Annotated in this window: 16 protein-coding genes; 9 read left to right on the top strand and 7 right to left on the bottom strand. The window is 68.8% G+C overall.

The genetic code is table 11. From position 1 onward, the window contains the following. Positions 1-319: 319 nt before the first annotated feature. The gene (locus OG801_RS26435; protein WP_406032019.1) at positions 320-1,561 is read left to right on the top strand and encodes a DUF222 domain-containing protein; all 1,242 of its coding nucleotides are present in this window, start codon (positions 320-322) and stop codon (positions 1,559-1,561) included. 272 nt (positions 1,562-1,833) lie between these two features. Further along, on the top strand, positions 1,834-2,274 hold the full coding sequence (locus OG801_RS26430; protein WP_406032018.1) for an AAA family ATPase: 441 nt from the start codon (positions 1,834-1,836) through the stop codon (positions 2,272-2,274). 120 nt (positions 2,275-2,394) lie between these two features. Here the strand turns inward: OG801_RS26430 and OG801_RS26425 are convergent, their stop codons facing one another. Genes OG801_RS26425 through OG801_RS26415 form a run of 3 tightly spaced genes read right to left on the bottom strand, consistent with a single transcriptional unit; the run spans position 2,395 to position 7,471 of the window. Then, the gene (locus tag OG801_RS26425) at positions 2,395-4,446 is read right to left on the bottom strand and encodes an FAD-dependent oxidoreductase (protein WP_406032017.1); all 2,052 of its coding nucleotides are present in this window, start codon (positions 4,444-4,446) and stop codon (positions 2,395-2,397) included. Further along, positions 4,443-5,957 (bottom strand): APC family permease, encoded by a 1,515-nt coding sequence (locus OG801_RS26420; protein WP_406032016.1) that lies wholly within the window; start codon positions 5,955-5,957, stop codon positions 4,443-4,445. The genes OG801_RS26425 and OG801_RS26420 overlap by 4 nt, the downstream gene beginning before the upstream one ends. Positions 5,958-5,986: 29 nt before the next feature. Beyond that, a complete protein-coding gene (locus OG801_RS26415; RefSeq protein WP_406032015.1) occupies positions 5,987-7,471 on the bottom strand; it encodes an aldehyde dehydrogenase family protein in 1,485 nt (494 codons plus the stop codon). Between the two features lie 99 nt (positions 7,472-7,570). Here OG801_RS26415 and OG801_RS26410 point away from each other — a divergent pair, with 99 nt between their 5' ends. Continuing rightward, a complete protein-coding gene (locus OG801_RS26410) occupies positions 7,571-8,224 on the top strand; it encodes a TetR/AcrR family transcriptional regulator (RefSeq protein WP_406032014.1) in 654 nt (217 codons plus the stop codon). Between the two features lie 2 nt (positions 8,225-8,226). Here OG801_RS26410 and OG801_RS26405 read toward each other — a convergent pair whose 3' ends face one another. The 4 genes from OG801_RS26405 to OG801_RS26390 all read right to left on the bottom strand — a co-directional run bounded on the left by OG801_RS26405 (position 8,227) and on the right by OG801_RS26390 (position 11,124). Further along, a complete protein-coding gene (locus OG801_RS26405) occupies positions 8,227-8,814 on the bottom strand; it encodes a GNAT family N-acetyltransferase (RefSeq protein WP_406032013.1) in 588 nt (195 codons plus the stop codon). Positions 8,815-8,879: 65 nt separating this feature from the next. Then, on the bottom strand, positions 8,880-9,443 hold the full coding sequence (locus tag OG801_RS26400; protein WP_406032012.1) for a PIN domain-containing protein: 564 nt from the start codon (positions 9,441-9,443) through the stop codon (positions 8,880-8,882). Next, positions 9,440-9,826, bottom strand: coding sequence for an excisionase family DNA-binding protein (locus OG801_RS26395; RefSeq protein ID WP_378837717.1), 387 nt, complete (start codon positions 9,824-9,826; stop codon positions 9,440-9,442). The genes OG801_RS26400 and OG801_RS26395 overlap by 4 nt, the downstream gene beginning before the upstream one ends. Positions 9,827-9,900: 74 nt before the next feature. Continuing rightward, the gene (locus tag OG801_RS26390) at positions 9,901-11,124 is read right to left on the bottom strand and encodes an MFS transporter (protein WP_406032011.1); all 1,224 of its coding nucleotides are present in this window, start codon (positions 11,122-11,124) and stop codon (positions 9,901-9,903) included. A gap of 26 nt (positions 11,125-11,150) precedes the next feature. Here OG801_RS26390 and OG801_RS26385 point away from each other — a divergent pair, with 26 nt between their 5' ends. The 6 genes from OG801_RS26385 to OG801_RS26360 all read left to right on the top strand — a co-directional run bounded on the left by OG801_RS26385 (position 11,151) and on the right by OG801_RS26360 (position 16,923). Further along, positions 11,151-11,807 (top strand): FadR/GntR family transcriptional regulator, encoded by a 657-nt coding sequence (locus OG801_RS26385; RefSeq protein ID WP_406032010.1) that lies wholly within the window; start codon positions 11,151-11,153, stop codon positions 11,805-11,807. 133 nt (positions 11,808-11,940) lie between these two features. Beyond that, on the top strand, positions 11,941-12,630 hold the full coding sequence (locus OG801_RS26380) for a sensor histidine kinase (RefSeq protein ID WP_406032009.1): 690 nt from the start codon (positions 11,941-11,943) through the stop codon (positions 12,628-12,630). Positions 12,631-12,694: 64 nt separating this feature from the next. Next, entirely contained in the window at positions 12,695-13,462 is a 768-nt protein-coding gene (locus OG801_RS26375) for an ANTAR domain-containing protein (protein WP_406032008.1), read from the top strand. Positions 13,463-13,523: 61 nt separating this feature from the next. Then, the gene (locus OG801_RS26370) at positions 13,524-14,123 is read left to right on the top strand and encodes a chemotaxis protein CheB (RefSeq protein ID WP_406032007.1); all 600 of its coding nucleotides are present in this window, start codon (positions 13,524-13,526) and stop codon (positions 14,121-14,123) included. After that, positions 14,123-16,048 carry a CheR family methyltransferase gene (locus OG801_RS26365; protein WP_406032006.1) on the top strand — a complete coding sequence of 642 codons (1,926 nt, stop codon included), beginning with the start codon at positions 14,123-14,125 and terminating at the stop codon, positions 16,046-16,048. Before OG801_RS26370 ends, OG801_RS26365 begins: the two co-directional genes overlap by 1 nt. A 26-nt stretch (positions 16,049-16,074) precedes the next feature. Then, entirely contained in the window at positions 16,075-16,923 is an 849-nt protein-coding gene (locus OG801_RS26360; RefSeq protein ID WP_406032005.1) for a GAF domain-containing protein, read from the top strand. Positions 16,924-16,933: the final 10 nt, after the last annotated feature.

Here is a 16,933-nt window from a genome sequence, read left to right as displayed (position 1 = left end):
TGCCATTTACCTGTCTTGCGGGCTTCCAGCAGCGGTCTGGGTTTTCGTGGGATATCTGTCCCTGATTGGGTTCTTTGGTTTTGCTTTGCGTGGTAGGCTCGGCGCAGGCGTACACGTGAAGGCCGACCACCTCGGAAGAGGCGTGCCCTATCTGCCCGAGACACAACGGGTACGGGGTAATCCAGGGGAACCAGGGGCGTGAACGCTGAGCTGCGAGGGTAAGTAATAGCCCGTACTGCCGGGCCTCCGAGACCAGCGAACCAACCGGGATTCTGCACACGCAGAAACCCTTGAGTTCGTACGTCGGGAGGTGACCGTGATGACCACGCTGCAACAACCCCAACACCCTGTGCTGGGGGCCGTGGTCGCGGTCACCGCCTCCCTTGGCGAGGTTGCTGAGTCGAATCCGGCGTTCATGGCCACCGACCAGAAGGCCGCCACCCTGCTCGAGATCGCCCGGGCCAAGGCACAACTGGCTGAGCTCGAACTGCGAGTTCTCGCCGCCGCTGACGACGTCGCCGCCGAGTCCGGGGCGCGGGATGTGGCGGCGTGGTTGCATCACCACACCCACCAGCGCCCCGAGACCCTGCGCGCCGACCTCCGGCTTGCCGACGCACTGGACCGTTCCTACGGCCTGGTCGCGGCCGCGATGCGCGCCGGCGCCTGCAACTCGGCCCAGGCCCACGTCATCGTCAATGCCCTCGATGACCTGCCAGCCGACCTTGACCCCGAGATCAAGACGAAGGCCGAAGAGGCGCTGGTCGGCTACGCGACCCGATTCGATCCCACCCAGCTGCGCCGCCTGGGCCGCCGGATTCTGGATGTGATCGCCCCGGAGATCGCCGAGGCCGAGGAAGCCCGCCGCCTCGCGGCCGAGGAGGCCCACGCCCGGAAGAAGACCCGGCTGAGTATGCGGCGCCTTGGTGATGGCACCACCCGGATCACCGCGGTGGTCCCGGACGCGGCCGCGGACCGGCTGGCCACCAACCTCGAGGCCTTCGCCTCACCCCGACGCGACGACGGCACCCGCACCGACACCGGCGAGTACCTCCCCTACGACCGCCGCCTGGGACGGGCGTTCTGCCAAATGCTCGAGACCCTCGACCCGGCCCGGCTCCCGATCCACGGCGGGGACGCCACCACCGTGATCGTGACCATCGACATCGACCAGCTCCGCAAGGAAGCCGGCATCGCCCAGATCCTCGGCGGCACCCCGATCGCCGCCGCCGAAGCCCGGCGCCTGGCCTGCACCGCCAACATCATTCCGGTCGTCCTCGGGGGTGCCTCAGAGGTGCTCGATTTCGGCCGCAAAGAGCGATTCTTCACCGCTGCTCAACGCCGTGCCCTCCTGCTGCGGTCTGAGACCTGTGAGGCCGAGGGGTGCGACATCCCCGGCACCTGGGCCGAGGCCCACCACTGGATCGCCTGGGCCCAAGGCGGCCTGACAGACATCGATAACGCGTCACTGCTCTGTGCCCATCACCACCACCGCGCCCACGACGCGGCATATCTCCACGAACGCCTACCCAACGGCGATGTTCGCTTCACCAGGCGCAGATAGGCCGACTCATCGAGCAGAATCATCGCGACCCGTCGGCTTCGAAGCGGCGCGGCTCCGGCATGCCTTCGCGACGCGGTAATGCCGAAGCGCCCTTTGTCCGCGCCCTCGCCTCGCGGCGGCGCCATTGTTCAGCAGCCTCCTAGGGCGCGCTGATCAAGTCCGATCCGTCCAGATCAGCGATGAGCGGAGCGCTGCGAGTCTCAACGTCAGTGGCGGGGCGTAACCTCCGCCCAGTGGCAGTGAACAGGACTCCTGGACCCCGCGTCGTGATGATGTGCGGGCCAGGTGGTGCAGGAAAGACCACGTATGCCAAGCGCCTGGAGCGCGAGGGCTGGACGCGTTTGTCGTTCGAGGTGGAGTTCTGGGATCGCGGAATCGCGGCGCTGCCCTCCGCCGAAGTGGTCGCCGAGGTGGCGGCAGACCTGAAGGCGCGCTTGCTGCACCATGTCGCGGCGGGGAACGATGTCGTGCTCGACTTCGGATTCTGGTTCCGGCGACAACGCGATGAGTTCCGCGCACTACTCGCACCCCACGGCATCGTGCCGGAGACGGTCTACATCGCGACGAGTCTCGAGACCATCCTGGACCGAGTCGGTGATCGACACGGCAGGTGGGCGGACGATTGGCCACTCACCGAGCAGACGGCGACTGAATACTTCGAGAGGTTCGAGCCGCCGACGCCCGAGGAGGGACCGCTCAAAGTGGTCCGCTAGGCAGTGTGAGTGCGGTTCGCGCGCGCTGGGCTGAGGACGACACCTGGTTGAAGGCTCGGACCCACGAGGACGGTCCGAGCCTTCAACGTTTCCACACCCGCGCAACCGCGCCGCCCGACCTCAGGCCAGCTGGGTCACCTCCCGCCGGAACGGCACCTCGTCGTTGGAGGGCAGGACGGCGTCGAACTCCTCGGCGGCGCGGCGGCCGGACCAGACGGCGGCCGCGATGGTGCCGGGGCCCCAGGAGTCGCCGATGCCGCGTACGGAGGCGATCTCGCCGGCGTCGCGACGGGCGAGGAGGTCGAGGTAGAGCTCCTCGCGCGGGAGGCGGGCGGTCACCATGACGACGGCGTCGCAGTCGAGATCACGCTCGATGCCGGCGTAGACGTCCTGCACCCGGACGCCGCCGGTCCCGACCGATGTGACCGCGTGGTCGGTCACCCGGGTGATGCCGTTCTCGATGAGGCGTCGCTGGATCCGGTTGATCTCGAAGGTGTTGTTGGTCCACGACGACACCTGCGCGCCGGTGGTGACGATCGAGACGTCGTAGCCCTTCTGCACGAGCAGCTCGGCGAGGACGCCGCCCAGGTAGTAGTGGTCGTCGTCGTAGACGACCACTTTCTTCCCCGAGGGCAGCCGGCCGGCGAAGAGATCGTCAGGCCCGAGCACCTGCGCGCCCTCGGCGATCGGCATCGCGGTGGTGTGGAAGCGGGCGACGCCATCGGTACGCCAGGTGGCGCCGGTCGCTGTGATGACGTGCTCGAAGCCGAACTCGACGATGTCCTCGGCGGTCATCGGGCTCTCGCGGTAGATCTCGACGTTGGGGAGGTCGGCGAGGACCGCCTCGCGGTACTCCTTGACCCGGCCCCAGGCCGAGAGCCCGGGCAGCTTCGACTCCGCCGTCACCCGGCCGCCGAGGTCGCGGCCGGCCTCGGCCAGCACGACGTCATAGCCGCGTACGCCGAGCGCCCGGGCCGCCTCCAGCCCGGAGGGACCGGCGCCGACGACGAGGATGCGGGAGTCGCTCTCCTTGGCCCGGATCCGCTCCGGGTGCCAGCCGCGGCGCCACTCCTCCCCCATGCTCGGGTTCTGGGTGCAGCGGATCGGCGACATGGTGAGGTCGCCGGAGACGCAGATGTTGCAGCCGATGCACTCGCGGATCAGGTTGAGCCGGCCGTCGCGGATCTTGTTCGGCAGGAACGGGTCCGCGATCGACGGGCGCGCGGCGCCGATCAGGTCGAGGATGCCGGCCTTGACCTGGCGCACCATCGCGTCCGGCGAGGTGAACCGGCCGACGCCGACGACGGGCTTGGAGGTGAGCTTCTTCAGGCCGGCGACGAACTCCTCCTGGCGCCCCTCCGGAGCGAACCGCGAGGTGACCGAGTCGCCCTCCCAGCTGCCCATCGCGAAGTCCCACAGATCCGGCAGCTCGCCGAGCTCGCGCAGCACGCCCTCGATGTCCTCGCGGGTGATGCCGCCGTCGATCTCCTCCTCGACCGTGATCCGGCAGGCCACCGCGGCCCGGCCGGCGACCTCGTCGATGGTGTCCTCGAGGAGCTCGCGCAGCAGTCGCATCCGGTTCTCGAGCGAGCCGCCGTACGCGTCGGTGCGGTTGTTGTAGCGCCGCGAGAGGAAGTGGTGCGGGGTGCCGTAGCCGTGGGCGCCGTAGACGTAGACGACGTCGTAGCCGGCCTCGAGGGAGCGGCGTACGGCATTGCGGTGCCAGCGCCGCAGGTCCTCGATGTCCTGCAGCGACATGGCCCGGGCCTGGACCGGCGCGATGGTGTCGGGCGCGACCGGGAGGTGCGCGGGCCCGAGCGGGGTCTCGCGGCTGAGCTGGTTCGGCGCGTTCATGCCGTTGTGGGCGAGCTCGATGCCGGCCAGGCCACCGCCCTCGTGGATCGCGTCGGCGATCCGGGTGAGCGCGGGCAGGTCCTGGTCGTCCCAGATCCGCAGCTCGATGAACGGCGCGATGTCGGAGGTCGCGTGGATCTCCACCTGCTCGGTGCACACCACCGACCAGCCGCCCTCGGCCTTGATCTTGCGCATCGCCGCCTGGGCGCTGGGGTCGCGGTAGCCCATGCCGTTGCAGTGGGGCACCTGGTAGAAGCGGTTCTTCGTGGTGAACGGCCCGATCTGCACGGGCTCGAACAGGATGTCGTACGCGTTCATCGGGTTGGCTCCTCGGTGGGAACGGACTGGACTGGGGCGCCGACCTCGGCGCGGACGCGGGCACCTCGGACGTATCCGATGCCGCACAGCAGGAGCAGGCAGCCGAGGGTGCCGAGCGTGAAGACCTCGAAGGTCACCTGGCTCACGCCCCAGATCTCCTTGAACGGGTACGCCTCGCCGAACAGCCGCTCGAGGGTGCCCGGGAACACCGCGACCCACGAGCCGAGCAGGACCCAGGCGAAGGCCACCCAGCCGAGCACCGCGAAGCCGCGGTCGGAGACGGGGACCCGGAAGGGGCGAGGGCGGTCGGGGTAGCGGGTGCGCAGCCGGATCGCGGCCGGGATGACCAGCAGGTAGCTGAGCAGGAAGGTGGAGATCGAGATGGTCAGGACGACGCCGAAGATCGAGGCGCCGTCGCCGGTGACCTGCATGGCGACGAGCAGGAACACCGTGGCCACGACACCGGAGAGCATGTTGACCCGCACCGGCGTACCGAGGCCCTGGTGGAAGCGGCCGAAGAACCCGCCGAAGAAGGCACCGTCCGCCGCGGTCATCGCCTGCATGCGGTCGGAGATGATCATCCACGCCGCGCCCTGGCTCATCAGGATGTAGACGAAGACGACCGCGGTGAGCGTGAGCAGCGGCTCGGCCGCGGCGCCGTAGACGGAGTAGACGGTGCCGACGGCGTCGAGGAGGCCGCCGATGCCGGTGATGTCGTCGCTGGGGACGACGAGCAGGATCGCGAAGATCGGCACCAGGTAGCAGACCGCGGCGGTGGCGCAGGAGCGGAAGATCGAGACCGGCACGTCGCGGGCCGGGTTCTCCATCTCACCGGCGGCGCTGTTGGAGGACTCGAAGCCGAGGTAGGCGAAGAGCAGGATCGGGACCGACCCGAACAGGCCGAGCAGGGTCGGGCTGAAGTCGCCGGCGCTGAGGTCGACCACGCCGTTCTTCGCGGCGTAGATGATCGTGGTCAGCACGAAGAAGGCGAGCAGACCGACCTTGAGGATCGCGCCGCTGGTCGGCAGCCACTTGCCCTTGGCGAGGCTGGCGATCGCGGCGACCACGGTGATCCAAATGAAGACGATCTTGAACAGGTAGTCACCGAGCGAGCCGTGCTCGAGCGGGGTGATGTAGACGCTCACCGTCTCGGCGGCGAGGAAGGCCATCGAACCGCCGACCCACACCGGCTGGGTGATCCAGGTGAGGATCGCGGCCACCGCGGCGGCCGGGCGCCCGAAGGCGTCCCGGACCCAGGTGTAGGCCCCACCCTCCTCGCTGAACGCCGCGCCGGTCTCGGCGAAGATCAGGCCGTACGGCACGAGGAAGAAGACCGCGAGCACGAGGGCCCACGTGAACGCCTCGGCGCCGTAGAGCGAGACCTGCCCGAGGGTCTCGAGGCCGACGACGGCGGCGATGAGCAGGAAGACGATGTCGAAGCGTCGCAGCGTCTTGCGTAGATGTGACTGTTGCTCGGCCGCGAGGGCGGTCGGCTGGTTGGTCTGCGTCATGGTGTGTCCCTGGCTGGTCGGGCGGGAGGTCAGTGGTTGATCCAGACGGTCTTGAGACCGACGTACTTGTCGAGAGCGTGCAACGAGAGATCGCGCCCGAAGCCGGAGCCCTTGAACCCGCCGAACGGGGTCCAGGCGCTGAAGGCGTCGACGCCGTTCACGGTCACGGTGCCGGCATGGATCCGCTCGGCGAGCCGGTGCGCGCGGCTCAGGTTGCTGGTCGCGACCGAGGCGGCCAGGCCGTACGGGGTGTCGTTGGCGAGCGCGACGGCCTCGTCCTCGGTGTCGAAGGCGGTGACCGCCAGGACCGGCCCGAAGACCTCCTCGCGGGCGAGGGTGGAGGACGGGTCGACATCGTCGAAGACTGTCGGCTGGACGTAGCAGTCGCTGCCGTCGCGGGTGACCCGCTCACCGCCGGTGACCAGGCGCGCCTTCGAGGTCTTGGCCTCGTCGACGAAGCCCATGATCCGGTCGGTCTGCTCGGGCGAGACGATCGCGCCCATCCCGGCGGCCGGGTCGAGCGGGTCGCCGGGGGCGTACGCCGCGGCCTCCTTCGCGACGAGGTCGACGAACTCCTCGTGGACCTCGCGCTGGACCAGGACACGGGAGTGCGCCGAGCAGACCGCGCCCTGGTTGAACCAGATGCCGAAGGCGGTCTGCTTGGCCGTGGTGGCGAGGTCATCGGCGTCGGCGAAGACGACGTGCGGGCTCTTGCCGCCGCACTCGAGCCAGACCTGCTTGAGATTGGACTGGCCGGCGTACTGCAGGAAGTACGCGCCGACCTCGGTCGATCCGGTGAAGGCGAGCACGTCGACGTCGGGGTGCAGGCCGAGCGCCTTGCCGGTGGTCTCGCCCAGTCCGGGGACGACGTTGAGGACACCGTCAGGGATGCCGGCCTCGGCGGCGAGCTCGGCGATCCGCAGGGCCGAGGACGGCGACTGCTCGGCGGGCTTGAGCACGACGCTGTTGCCGGCGGCCATCGCCGGGGCGACCTTCCAGGCGAGCATGTCGACCGGGTAGTTCCACGGCACGACCGCGCCGACGACGCCGAGCGGCACGCGGCGGACGAGTGCTGTCGTGCCCGGCGGGGTGGGGGCGACCTCGTCGTTGATCTTGTCGATCGCCTCGGCGTAGTAGCGGAACAGGTTCACCGAGAACGGCAGGTCGAGGTCGTACGCATCCACGACCCGCTTGCCCATGTCGAGCGAGTCCAGGACGGCGAGCTCGGCGGCATGGTCGGCGAGGAGGTCGGCGAAGCGGAGCATCCGCTCGCGGCGGAAGGCGACACCCGCCCGCGACCAGCCCCCGTCGTCGTACGCCGCCCGTGCCGCACGCACGGCCGCGTCGACACCGGCGGCGCCGGCGTCGGCGACCTCCGCGAGCAGGGCGCCGGTGGCGGGGTTGCGGTTCTCGAAGGAGCCCTCCGCGGTGTCGACGGAACGGCCGCCGATGAACGGTCGGGTCCGGAGTCGGACCTCGGCGGCAATCTCTCGCCAGTCCTGGTGGGTACGCACAAGCAAATCCTTTCTTTGCGCTTAACCGCAAATATGAGCCCCGCCACACCAGGTGTCAATCATTCGCCCGCAGATTTCACATACGCGTTACGGTTGAGCATGGCTCGACGCAAGGACCAGGCCGCTCGGCGCGAACATCTGACCGCGGCAACGCTCACCGTGATCGCGACCCACGGCCTGGCGGGCGCGACGATGAAGAACATCGCCGCGGAGGCCGGGATCTCGCCGCGCCTGATCGCCTACTACTACCCCGAGCTCGACGGCCTCATCGAGGCCGCCCACCAGGCCGCGACCGACCGGTACTACTGGTCCCGACAGCGTGCGATCGAGGGCGACCTGTCCCCCGCCGAGAAGCTCGGCCGCCTGATGTATTCGGGTCTTCCCCGAGGTGAGGACCTACTCCTGAGCCAGGTCCTCGACGAGATCTCCGTCAACGCGAGCCGCAGCCCGATGCACGCCACCCTGATGACGCTGCTCTTCGACCGCGAGGTGTCGCTCTACATCGCCGTGCTCGAGGTCGGGCGCGCGACCGGCGTCTTCACGCTGACCGACTCGGCCGAGGCGATCGCCCGCAACTTCGTGGCCCTCGAGGACGCCTTCGGCCTCCACCTGCTCGCTCACAACTCGTCGCTGACCCTCGAGCGCGCCGAGCAGCAGCTGGCCAGCTACGCCCACTCCGCCCTCGGTGTCCGGGTCGCCCCGATCGACCCGGAATTGCCCAGGGACGCAAAGAATCTCGGCCTACGACCCTGACATCAGGCAGGTTCGACAGTCTTCACCATGACGCAGTTCTTCAGGCCCTTGGGCCGGTCGTAGGTGAAGCCGAGCCGCTCGTAGAGCCGACGGGTGCCGTTGTAGAGGAACGACGACGACATCTTCTTGGTCTGCTCGGTCAGGTCATGCGGATAGCTCTCGACCCGGCCACCACCGGCTTGGGCGATCTGCTCGAGCGCACCGGTGATCGCGAGTTCCGTCACGCCCTGTCGCCGGTAGCGCTTGTCGACGAAGACGCAGGTGATCCGGTAGTCGGGGTCCACCGTCTTCGTCGCGTCATACTGCTTGAGGTGGTGGAGCGTGGGCAGCTCGGCCGGGGTGCCGTACTCGGCCCAGGCGACAGCCTCGTCCCCGTCCATCACCAGCGCTGCATGCGCCTCGCCCTTCTCGACGTACGCCTTCTTCAGCGCCCGGTTCGCCTCCGCACCCTGGCCCCGCTCCGGTCCGTCCGGATGGAACCAGATGCACCAGCAGCCGCCGAAGATCCCGTTGTGCCGCTGCACCAGCGCATCGAACGCCGGCCAGGTCTGAGGGCTGAGCGGCGCGATGGTGTATGACTCGGTAGCCATGCCGCCCACGGTATTCGATCCCGCGAGCCGAGGTGGGTCTACGACCCTTCGCGCATGATCCCAGATCATTCCTCGGCTAGCACTCGGCGGAGCGCAGCAGCAGCAGGATCGCCAACGCACCGCGCCAACGTGGCGAGGAGGTCGTTCTCATCCTTCTTCGAGTGCCGCAGGGTCATGTCGTGCGCTGAACGGACCTTTCCGGGCACCGACTCGGCCAGGCGGATGAGCAGGTCCCCGGAGCCGATCAGCTCGATTCCACGACCATCCATCCATGCCCTCGGAAAGTGCCGGATGTTGTCGGTGAGCAGGATGTCGGCCTCCGCCGAGACCGCGGCAGCGAGAACGTGTCGGTCCTTCGCATCCATCTCGACATCGGCGACCTCGTTCGTCGCTTCGTCGCTGATCTCGACGAGGGCGTACTCCAGATACGCGTTCATCAGCTGTTCGAGCCGATCGGTGTGCTCGGTGTCGATCCCGAGACCGGCGCGCAGGTTGCGTGACATCTCATCCAGGATCTCCTGGGACCAGTGGAGCTCGATGGCACCGGCATCAGCGGCGTACAGGAAGTAGTCCCGAAGCGTGCGGGAGTAGAGGATGTTGGCGTCCGCGAGGACAACGCTGAGGGTCAATCGACGAAGCCGATCTCGTTCGAGAACTCCGCGAGTGCCTCCGCTGCCTTCGCTCGCCGGGCTCGTCTCGCCCGCTCGAACGCCACCAAAGGCTCAGCGGGAATCCGATGGTGAGAGCCCACCATGATGTGCTCGATGTCGCCGGCGGCGATCATCTTCATCAGGGTCGGGCGAGAGACACCGAGGAAGCTGGCTGCCTCCGTCGTCGTGAACGCCTCTTTGATCGGTACGACAACCGCACCCGACGTACGCTCCGCATCCAGGAGGGCCAGCACCTTCTCGGCGCTGGCTCGCGGCAGGCTCAACGAGACGTGCACCGTCTCGTCCGCGTCGTCGAGTGCCGCGCGGAGCATCCGCACATCGTCGTTCAGCATCTCCGACATCTCGGAACCTCCTACACCCATTTGAAGCCAACTGATGCAAGTGTAACCCGGTTCCGGAGCGGCTGACGAGTGCTTCAGTCCTCGGCACGGGCGCCGATGACGACCGGGCGGCCGGCGACGTACCCGGCGAAGATCTGGACGACCGCGAGACACAGGAGGAGTGCGATCGGGACCGACCACGAGCCGGTGGACTCGCGCAGCAGGCCGACGAGGAACGGGCCGGCGGCAGCGAGCAGGTAGCCGATGCTCTGTGCCATCGAGGACAGCGCGGTGGTGCCGGCGGTCGTCGCGGTGCGGATGCTGAACAGGGTCAGGGCGACCGGGAAGACCGCGCCACCGATGCCGACGAGCACCGCCCAGAGCCAGGCGCCGGCGACGGGAGCGAGCCAGAGGCCGGCGAATCCGATCGCCAGCAGCGCGGTCAGGACCGCGATCAGGTGGCCCTGTGTCGAGGCCCGGATCGCGATCGTCGGCGCCAGGAAGAACACGGGTACGCCGACCAGGATGCTCACCGCGAGCAGCAGCCCGGCCGTCTCGTGACTGAAGCCGGCGTCGGCGTAGATGCTCGGCAGCCAGCTCATCACGACGTACGCGAACAGCGACTGGGTACCGAAGACGACGGTCACGGCCCACGCCACCGGCTCGCGCCAGAGCGACACCCGGACCGCGCCGTCTCGGCGCAGGCCGCGGTCGCGCAGGTGCGGTACCCACGCCAGCAGGGCCAGGGCGGCGAGCAGGGCCCAGACGCCGAGGCCGATCCGCCAACTTCCGGCCGCATGCGCGATCGGCACCGTGACCCCGGCTGCGATCGCCGCGCCGAGCGACATCACCGCACTGTAGGCACCGGTGACCGCGCCGACCCGGTTCGGGAAGCCCTCCTTGACCACGGCGGGAAGAAGTACGTTGGCAAGCGCGATGCCGGCACACGCGACGAACGTGCCGGCGAGCAGCAGCCAGGGGTCGCCGATCACCCGGACCAGCAGCCCGGCCACCAGGAGGCCGAGCGCGACGCCGATGCCACGATGTACGCCGAGCCGGCGCGCGAGCGTCATCCCCGTCGCACCGACGACCGCGAAGCAGAGCACCGGCAGCGAGGTCAGGAACGCCCGGGTACCGGCCGAGAGCCCGTCCAGACTGTCGAGCAACGCACCGAGGGACGTGATGCCCCCACGCAGGTTCGCGGCGACCAGCAGGACCGCGACCAGCAGCCACACCGTCGACCGAACGGCTGTGTTCGACGGCGGAGAATCGGGGCGGGACTGGATGCGGGAGTTCACGCCCTCTAGGATGCCAGACATCGGATGATTGGATGAAAGGACGGCACGTGCCGCTCTCCACCACCACGCCTCGCTCCCTGGTCGACCAGGCGATCGATGGCATGCGCGCTCTGCTCGCCGACGGCGAGTGGGCCGTCGGCGCCCGCATCCCGCCCGAGCCCGAGCTCGCCGCGGCTCTCGGCGTCAGCCGCAACACGGTCCGCGAGGCCGTACGGGCGCTGGCCCACACCGGCGTGCTGGAGGTGCGACGAGGCGACGGGACGTACGTCGCCGCCTCCAACGAGGTGGCCGCGATGATGCGTCGTCAGGTCGGCCTGGTCGACCTCGCACACGTCCTCGAGGTCCGTCACGCGATCGAGACTCGCGCCGCGGCACTGGCCGCCGAGCGTCGTTCCGAGGACGACCTGCGATCCCTGACCGCGATCATGGAGCGGCGCGCCACTGCCGTCGCGGCCGGGGACGCCGATGCCTTCGCCGAGGCCGACGCGGAGTTCCATCTCGGCGTGGTCACCGCGACCCACAACCCACTCCTCATCGAGCTCTACGCCGGCTTCGAGGACACCCTGCGCGCGACCATCCACCTAGTCGACGAGACAGCCGAGATCGCCGACGAGCACCTCGCCGTCTTCGACGCCATCCGCGCCCAGGATGCCGACGCCGCGGCGGCCGCCGTCACCGGCCTCCTCCACACGCTCGCTCGCTAGCCACCGGATCGTGTCACTGGCGTCGCCCGGCTGATAGCCTGCTGTTGGGCTCGCGGTCCCCCCGTGACCACGAGCCCAACGCCCCTGACCCCGGTAGTCGATCCGTTACGTCTCGGCTCTTGGGGGAGCAGCGATGTCAACACCATCCTCGGCCAACGATGCCGGCCGAGACCTTCTGCAAGAGCGCGAGCGCATCGCCGACGAGCTTCGGGACGTGGCGATGGCGCGCCTACTCACTCTCGGCTTCGAGCTCGTCTCGATCAACAGCTCGGTCCAAGGACCCGCGGCGGACCGGCTGCGAGACGCAGTCGGCGACATCGACGACATCATCCGAGGCCTTCGCAGACTGGCGTTCGGGCTCGACCGGCGCGACGGTCACGACATCGACCACGATGCGGACGGACTCATCCTGCAGGCACTGCTCGACGCGAGCGCCGACTTGTCGGCGCCCGGCGCGAGCGTCTCGGTGCACGGCGACCTCGCCCGGCTTCCAGCGACCGTGGCCCGAGGCCTGGCCGAGCTCCTCGGGGGTGTGGTCGTCTCAGCGGCCGCGGGTTCGGGCCGCGGCCGGCCCGACATCAAGATCGCGATCGGTGAGCGCGCCATCGACGTCATGGTCACCGACCGCGGCGCCTGGCAGCGCAGATGCGGCGCCGGCCTGGACCTCGTCGGGATGCTCGACCGCGCCCAGCACCTGGGCGGAAGCTGTACCTTCACGCTCGACCCGGACGGCGGCTCCGTCGTGCACTGGGACATCCCGTACGCCCCGGCGGGCACCACCTCGGTGCCTGCTCCTCGTGCCGACTCGCGCCTGGCCCTGTGACACAGAGCCAGTGGCGCGACGCGTCCCGAAGGGGCATGATCGAGGCGAGGAAAGAGACGCGAGCGTGAGCAACCCGGAGACACCCTGGCCAGACCTGAGCGACCTTGTCACTGTGCTCGCTGCAGGCGAGTTACCGTCCAACGACCTCGACGTGATCACCGCAGCGGCATGCCGTCTCATGTCCGTCGACGCGGCGGTGCTCAGCAACGCCCACGACGCCGTGCTCTCTCGGGCCACACCTCGGCTCACCTCGCTGAGGGACCTCCCTGCCCCACCGCTGCTCGGGGACCGGCTCATCGCGATGGCCGACACCCGCACGGCCACCGTCGCCGTGGTGCGGGACCTGCGCCACCTGTCCCCCACCGATGAGTCGATGAGGGCCGAGCTCGAGGTCGCGGACAGTCTCGGCATCCGTACGATGGCGCACGTCCTCCTTCCCCTCGGCCAGGAGGACGGCGAAGGCGGCCTCACCCTCTACTCCCAGGAGCCGCACCTCTGGACCACCGAGGATCTCGGTCTCGCCGGCTTCATCGGTGCGCTGACCTCGGCATGCCTGGCCTCCGCGACGCGCTTGGCCCACGCGAAGACCGCCGTCGGCCAGCTCCAGCACGCACTCGACTCCAGGGTCATCATCGAGCAGGCCAAGGGGGTCCTGGTCGCCAGCGAGTCGATCGATGCCGACGAGGCCTTCGACAGGCTCCGCGACCAAGCGCGCCGCCGGGGCGTCACGGTGAGAAGCATCGCCGAAGCGGTCGTGAACAACGGATATCGGCCACGTCCACAGCAGTTCCCGATGCCACCTCGGCCACGCTCCCCACATGCGTCTGGATAGATCGTGCCGGACCCATGCCGAAGGCCCGATCTCGAACGGATCCTCCGCTATGCTCGATGATGTGTCTGCTGCCCCGGCGCGATCCACGACGTTCGACGTCATCGCGATCGGCTCTTCGGCGGGCGGAATCACCGCCTTGGGTCTCCTGCTCGCGGAGCTCGCCGCGGACCTACCGGTCCCGCTCCTCCTCGTCCAGCACCTCGACCGGCGCCACGAGACCGTCATCGCCGAGGTTCTGCAACGCCGGTCCCGACTGCGCGTCAAGCTCGCCGAGGACGGTGAGAGCGCAGCACCGGGGATCGTGTACATCGCGCCGCCCGACCGCCACCTCCTGGTCCGCGAAGGCGGCGTGCTGACCCTCACCGAGAGCGAGCTGGTCCACTTCGTGCGTCCCTCTGCCGACCTCTTGTTCGAGTCGGTCGCCGCGACGTACGGTGACCGTGCGATCGCCTGCGTACTGACGGGCACCGGGGTCGACGGCTCGATGGGGGTGACCGCGGTCAGCGACCGTGGCGGTACGGTGATCGTCGAGGACCCGGAGACAGCTGAGTTCAACGGGATGCCCGAGGCCGCAGCGGCCACCGGAGCGGCGGCCTTCGTCCTCCCCCTCGACCAGATCGCCAGCGTCCTCGACGGGCTGGTCAGACAGCGGAGAGCATGATGACAGACGACCAGGAGCCCACGAACCAGGGCCCACGCGCCGAGTCACCGATCGATGGACAGGCCGATGGACAGGCCGATGGACAGCTCGATGGACAGCTCGAGGAGCTGCTCGTGTTCATCCGCGACGCCCGCGGGTTCGACTTCACCGGTTACAAGAGGTCGTCGCTTGCGCGTCGGATCCAGAAACGGATGACCGACATCGGCGTCGAGAGCTGGACCGACTACCGCGACCGACTCGAGACGGACGCCGAGGAGTTCAGCTACCTCTTCAACACCATTCTCATCAACGTCACGAGCTTCTTCCGCGATGCCGAGGCCTGGACGTACCTCCAGGAAGAGATCATCCCGAAGATCCTCGCGACCGCCGAGGGTGAGGAGGAGATCCGGATCTGGAGCGCGGGCTGCTCCAGCGGCGAGGAGCCGTACTCGCTCGCGATCGCGTTCGCCGAGGCCATGGGCCTTCAGGAATGCCTCGACCGGGTGAAGATCTACGCCACCGACGTCGACCAGGAAGCGCTGCTGCAGGCGCGGGCGGGTGTCTACGGTACGCGAGCGCTGAAGAACCTGCCCGAGGAACTGCGAGACCGCTACTTCGAGCAGAACGGCACCAGCTACGGCTTCCGCTCGGACCTCCGTCGCAGGGTGATCTTCGGGCGGCACGACATCACTCGGGATGCGCCCATCTCTCGGCTCGACCTGCTGGTGTGCCGCAACACGCTGATGTACTTCAACGTCGAGGCCCAGCGCGAGATCATGGACCGGTTCAACTTCGCCCTGGGCGAGGGCGGCTTCCTCTTCCTCGGCAAGGCCGAGATGCTCACCTCGAGCGACCGGTTCGGTGTCGTGAACATGCGTCAGCGGATCTTCCGGCGCAACAGCCGCCACGCCCTGGGAAGGGCGCCGGCCGTACGGCCGCGACCCGGGTCCGCTTACGGCGAGGTCACCACCGGTGCCAACGGCCGAAAGCGACAGCTGCGGGACAGCCTGATCGACGTCGCACCGTACGCCGTTCTCGGCATCGACTACGACGGCATCCTGGTCTCCGCGAGCAGCGCCGCACGGACTCAGTTCGGGATCGGGGTGCAGGACATCGGCAGGCCGTTCCGCGATCTCGAGCTCTCCTACCGACCGGTGGAGGTGCGCTCGGTCATCGAGCAGGCGACCAACGAGCGTCGCACGATCCGGCTCACCGGGGTGGAGCGCCGCAGCGCCGACACCTCCGAGTCCCAGTTCTACGACGTCGTCGTGCAGCCGTTGACCACCGCGAGCGGCCAGCTGCTCGGTGCCTCGATCGCGTTCGTCGACTGTTCCGCCCAGGTGCTGCTCGAGCAGGAGGTCAAGCGCGTGCGCGAGGACCTCGAGACGGCCTATGAGGAGCTGCAGTCCACCAACGAGGAGCTCGAGACCACCAACGAAGAGCTCCAGTCCGGGATGGAGGAGCTGGAAACCACCAACGAGGAGCTCCAGTCCACCAACGAGGAGCTCGAGACCACCAACGAAGAGCTCCAGTCCGGCAACGAGGAGCTCGAGACGATGAACGATGAGCTCCGGATCCGCTCAGGCGAGCTCGACGAGACGCACACCTTCTTGCAGAGCGTGCTCTCGAGCGTGGGGCTCGCGATCGTCGTGCTCGACGACCGGCTCACCGTACGCAGCTGGAACGCCGCCGCTGAGGACATGTGGGGTCTGCGCGCCGACGAGGTGCGGGACGAGGTGTTCTTCGGGCTGGACTTCGGGCTGCCTGTCGCCGAGATCCGCGGCATCGTCGACCGGGCCCGCACAGACGACGTCCGCACCGGCCCGGTCGAGGTGCCGGCGATCGACCGCAAGGGCCGCGCCCTGGGTTGTCAGATCACCTGCTCGCCGCTCGTGGGCGAGAGCGGCGGCGTGGTCATCATCATGGAGCCGATCGACCGGCCCTGATCCACCGGCAGGCGTATCCTGGACAGGTGGCCCGCTCCGGTCGATGGGATCTCAACCTGCTGCTGACGCGTGCGGCCGCGGAAGACATCCGCGCCGACTCGGCGGCCGCTCGCGCCGCCGAAGCCGAGCTGCGCGCCATGAGATGCGTCCCGGAGATGCACGACATCCACGTTTCGGCCGCCAGGGTCCACCGTAGTAACGAGGAGCTCCACCGGGCCACCGCCCGGCTCCACCGGTCGCTTGCCCGCCAAGTCACGACCCAGGCGGTGGGCGCCTCGGTCGTCACAGCCATCTCGGAGGCGACGGATGCACCCGATGTTGCACTGCTGCTCCTCACCAGCGACGGAGCAGCGGCGGGCTCTCAGGCCACCGACGGTCTCGGCGAGACGGCGCAGGACCTGGAGCTGGTGCACGGGGAGGGCCCGTCGCACTCGGCCTGGAACTCGCGGCAGCCGGTCCTGAACGAGGGCGACGAGATCGCGCATCACTGGCCCCACCTCGGACCGCCGCTGCGCAGTCTGGGGATCAGCACGGTCCTCGCCGTCCCCATCCGCGTCCCCCACGGGGTGCTCGGCGCACTCACGCTGTACAACCCCCCGGCCCGAATTCGCTGCGGCAGCGCGTTGCAAGGGGCCGCCGATGCCTTCGCTCACCTCCTGGCCCGCACTGTCGATGTCGGCCAGGCCCCGGACTCCCTCGATCTGGCCGACATCGACGGGGTGAGCCGGCTCCACCGGGCTGCCGGCGTCGTCGCCGTCGACTGCGACTGCAGCGTCAACGATGCCCTTGCACTGATCCGCGCGCGTTCCTTCGTCGAGAACTGCGCCACGAGCGCCATCGTCGAGCGCGTCCTGAGCGGCGACCTTCGGCTCTGACCGAGCGACA

Origin of the sequence: Nocardioides sp. NBC_00163, assembly GCF_045206295.1 — a bacterium.
Lineage (GTDB): Bacteria > Actinomycetota > Actinomycetes > Propionibacteriales > Nocardioidaceae > Nocardioides.
The sequence above is the reverse complement of the archived record's forward strand: the minus strand, read 5'-3'. Positions and strand labels throughout refer to the sequence as shown.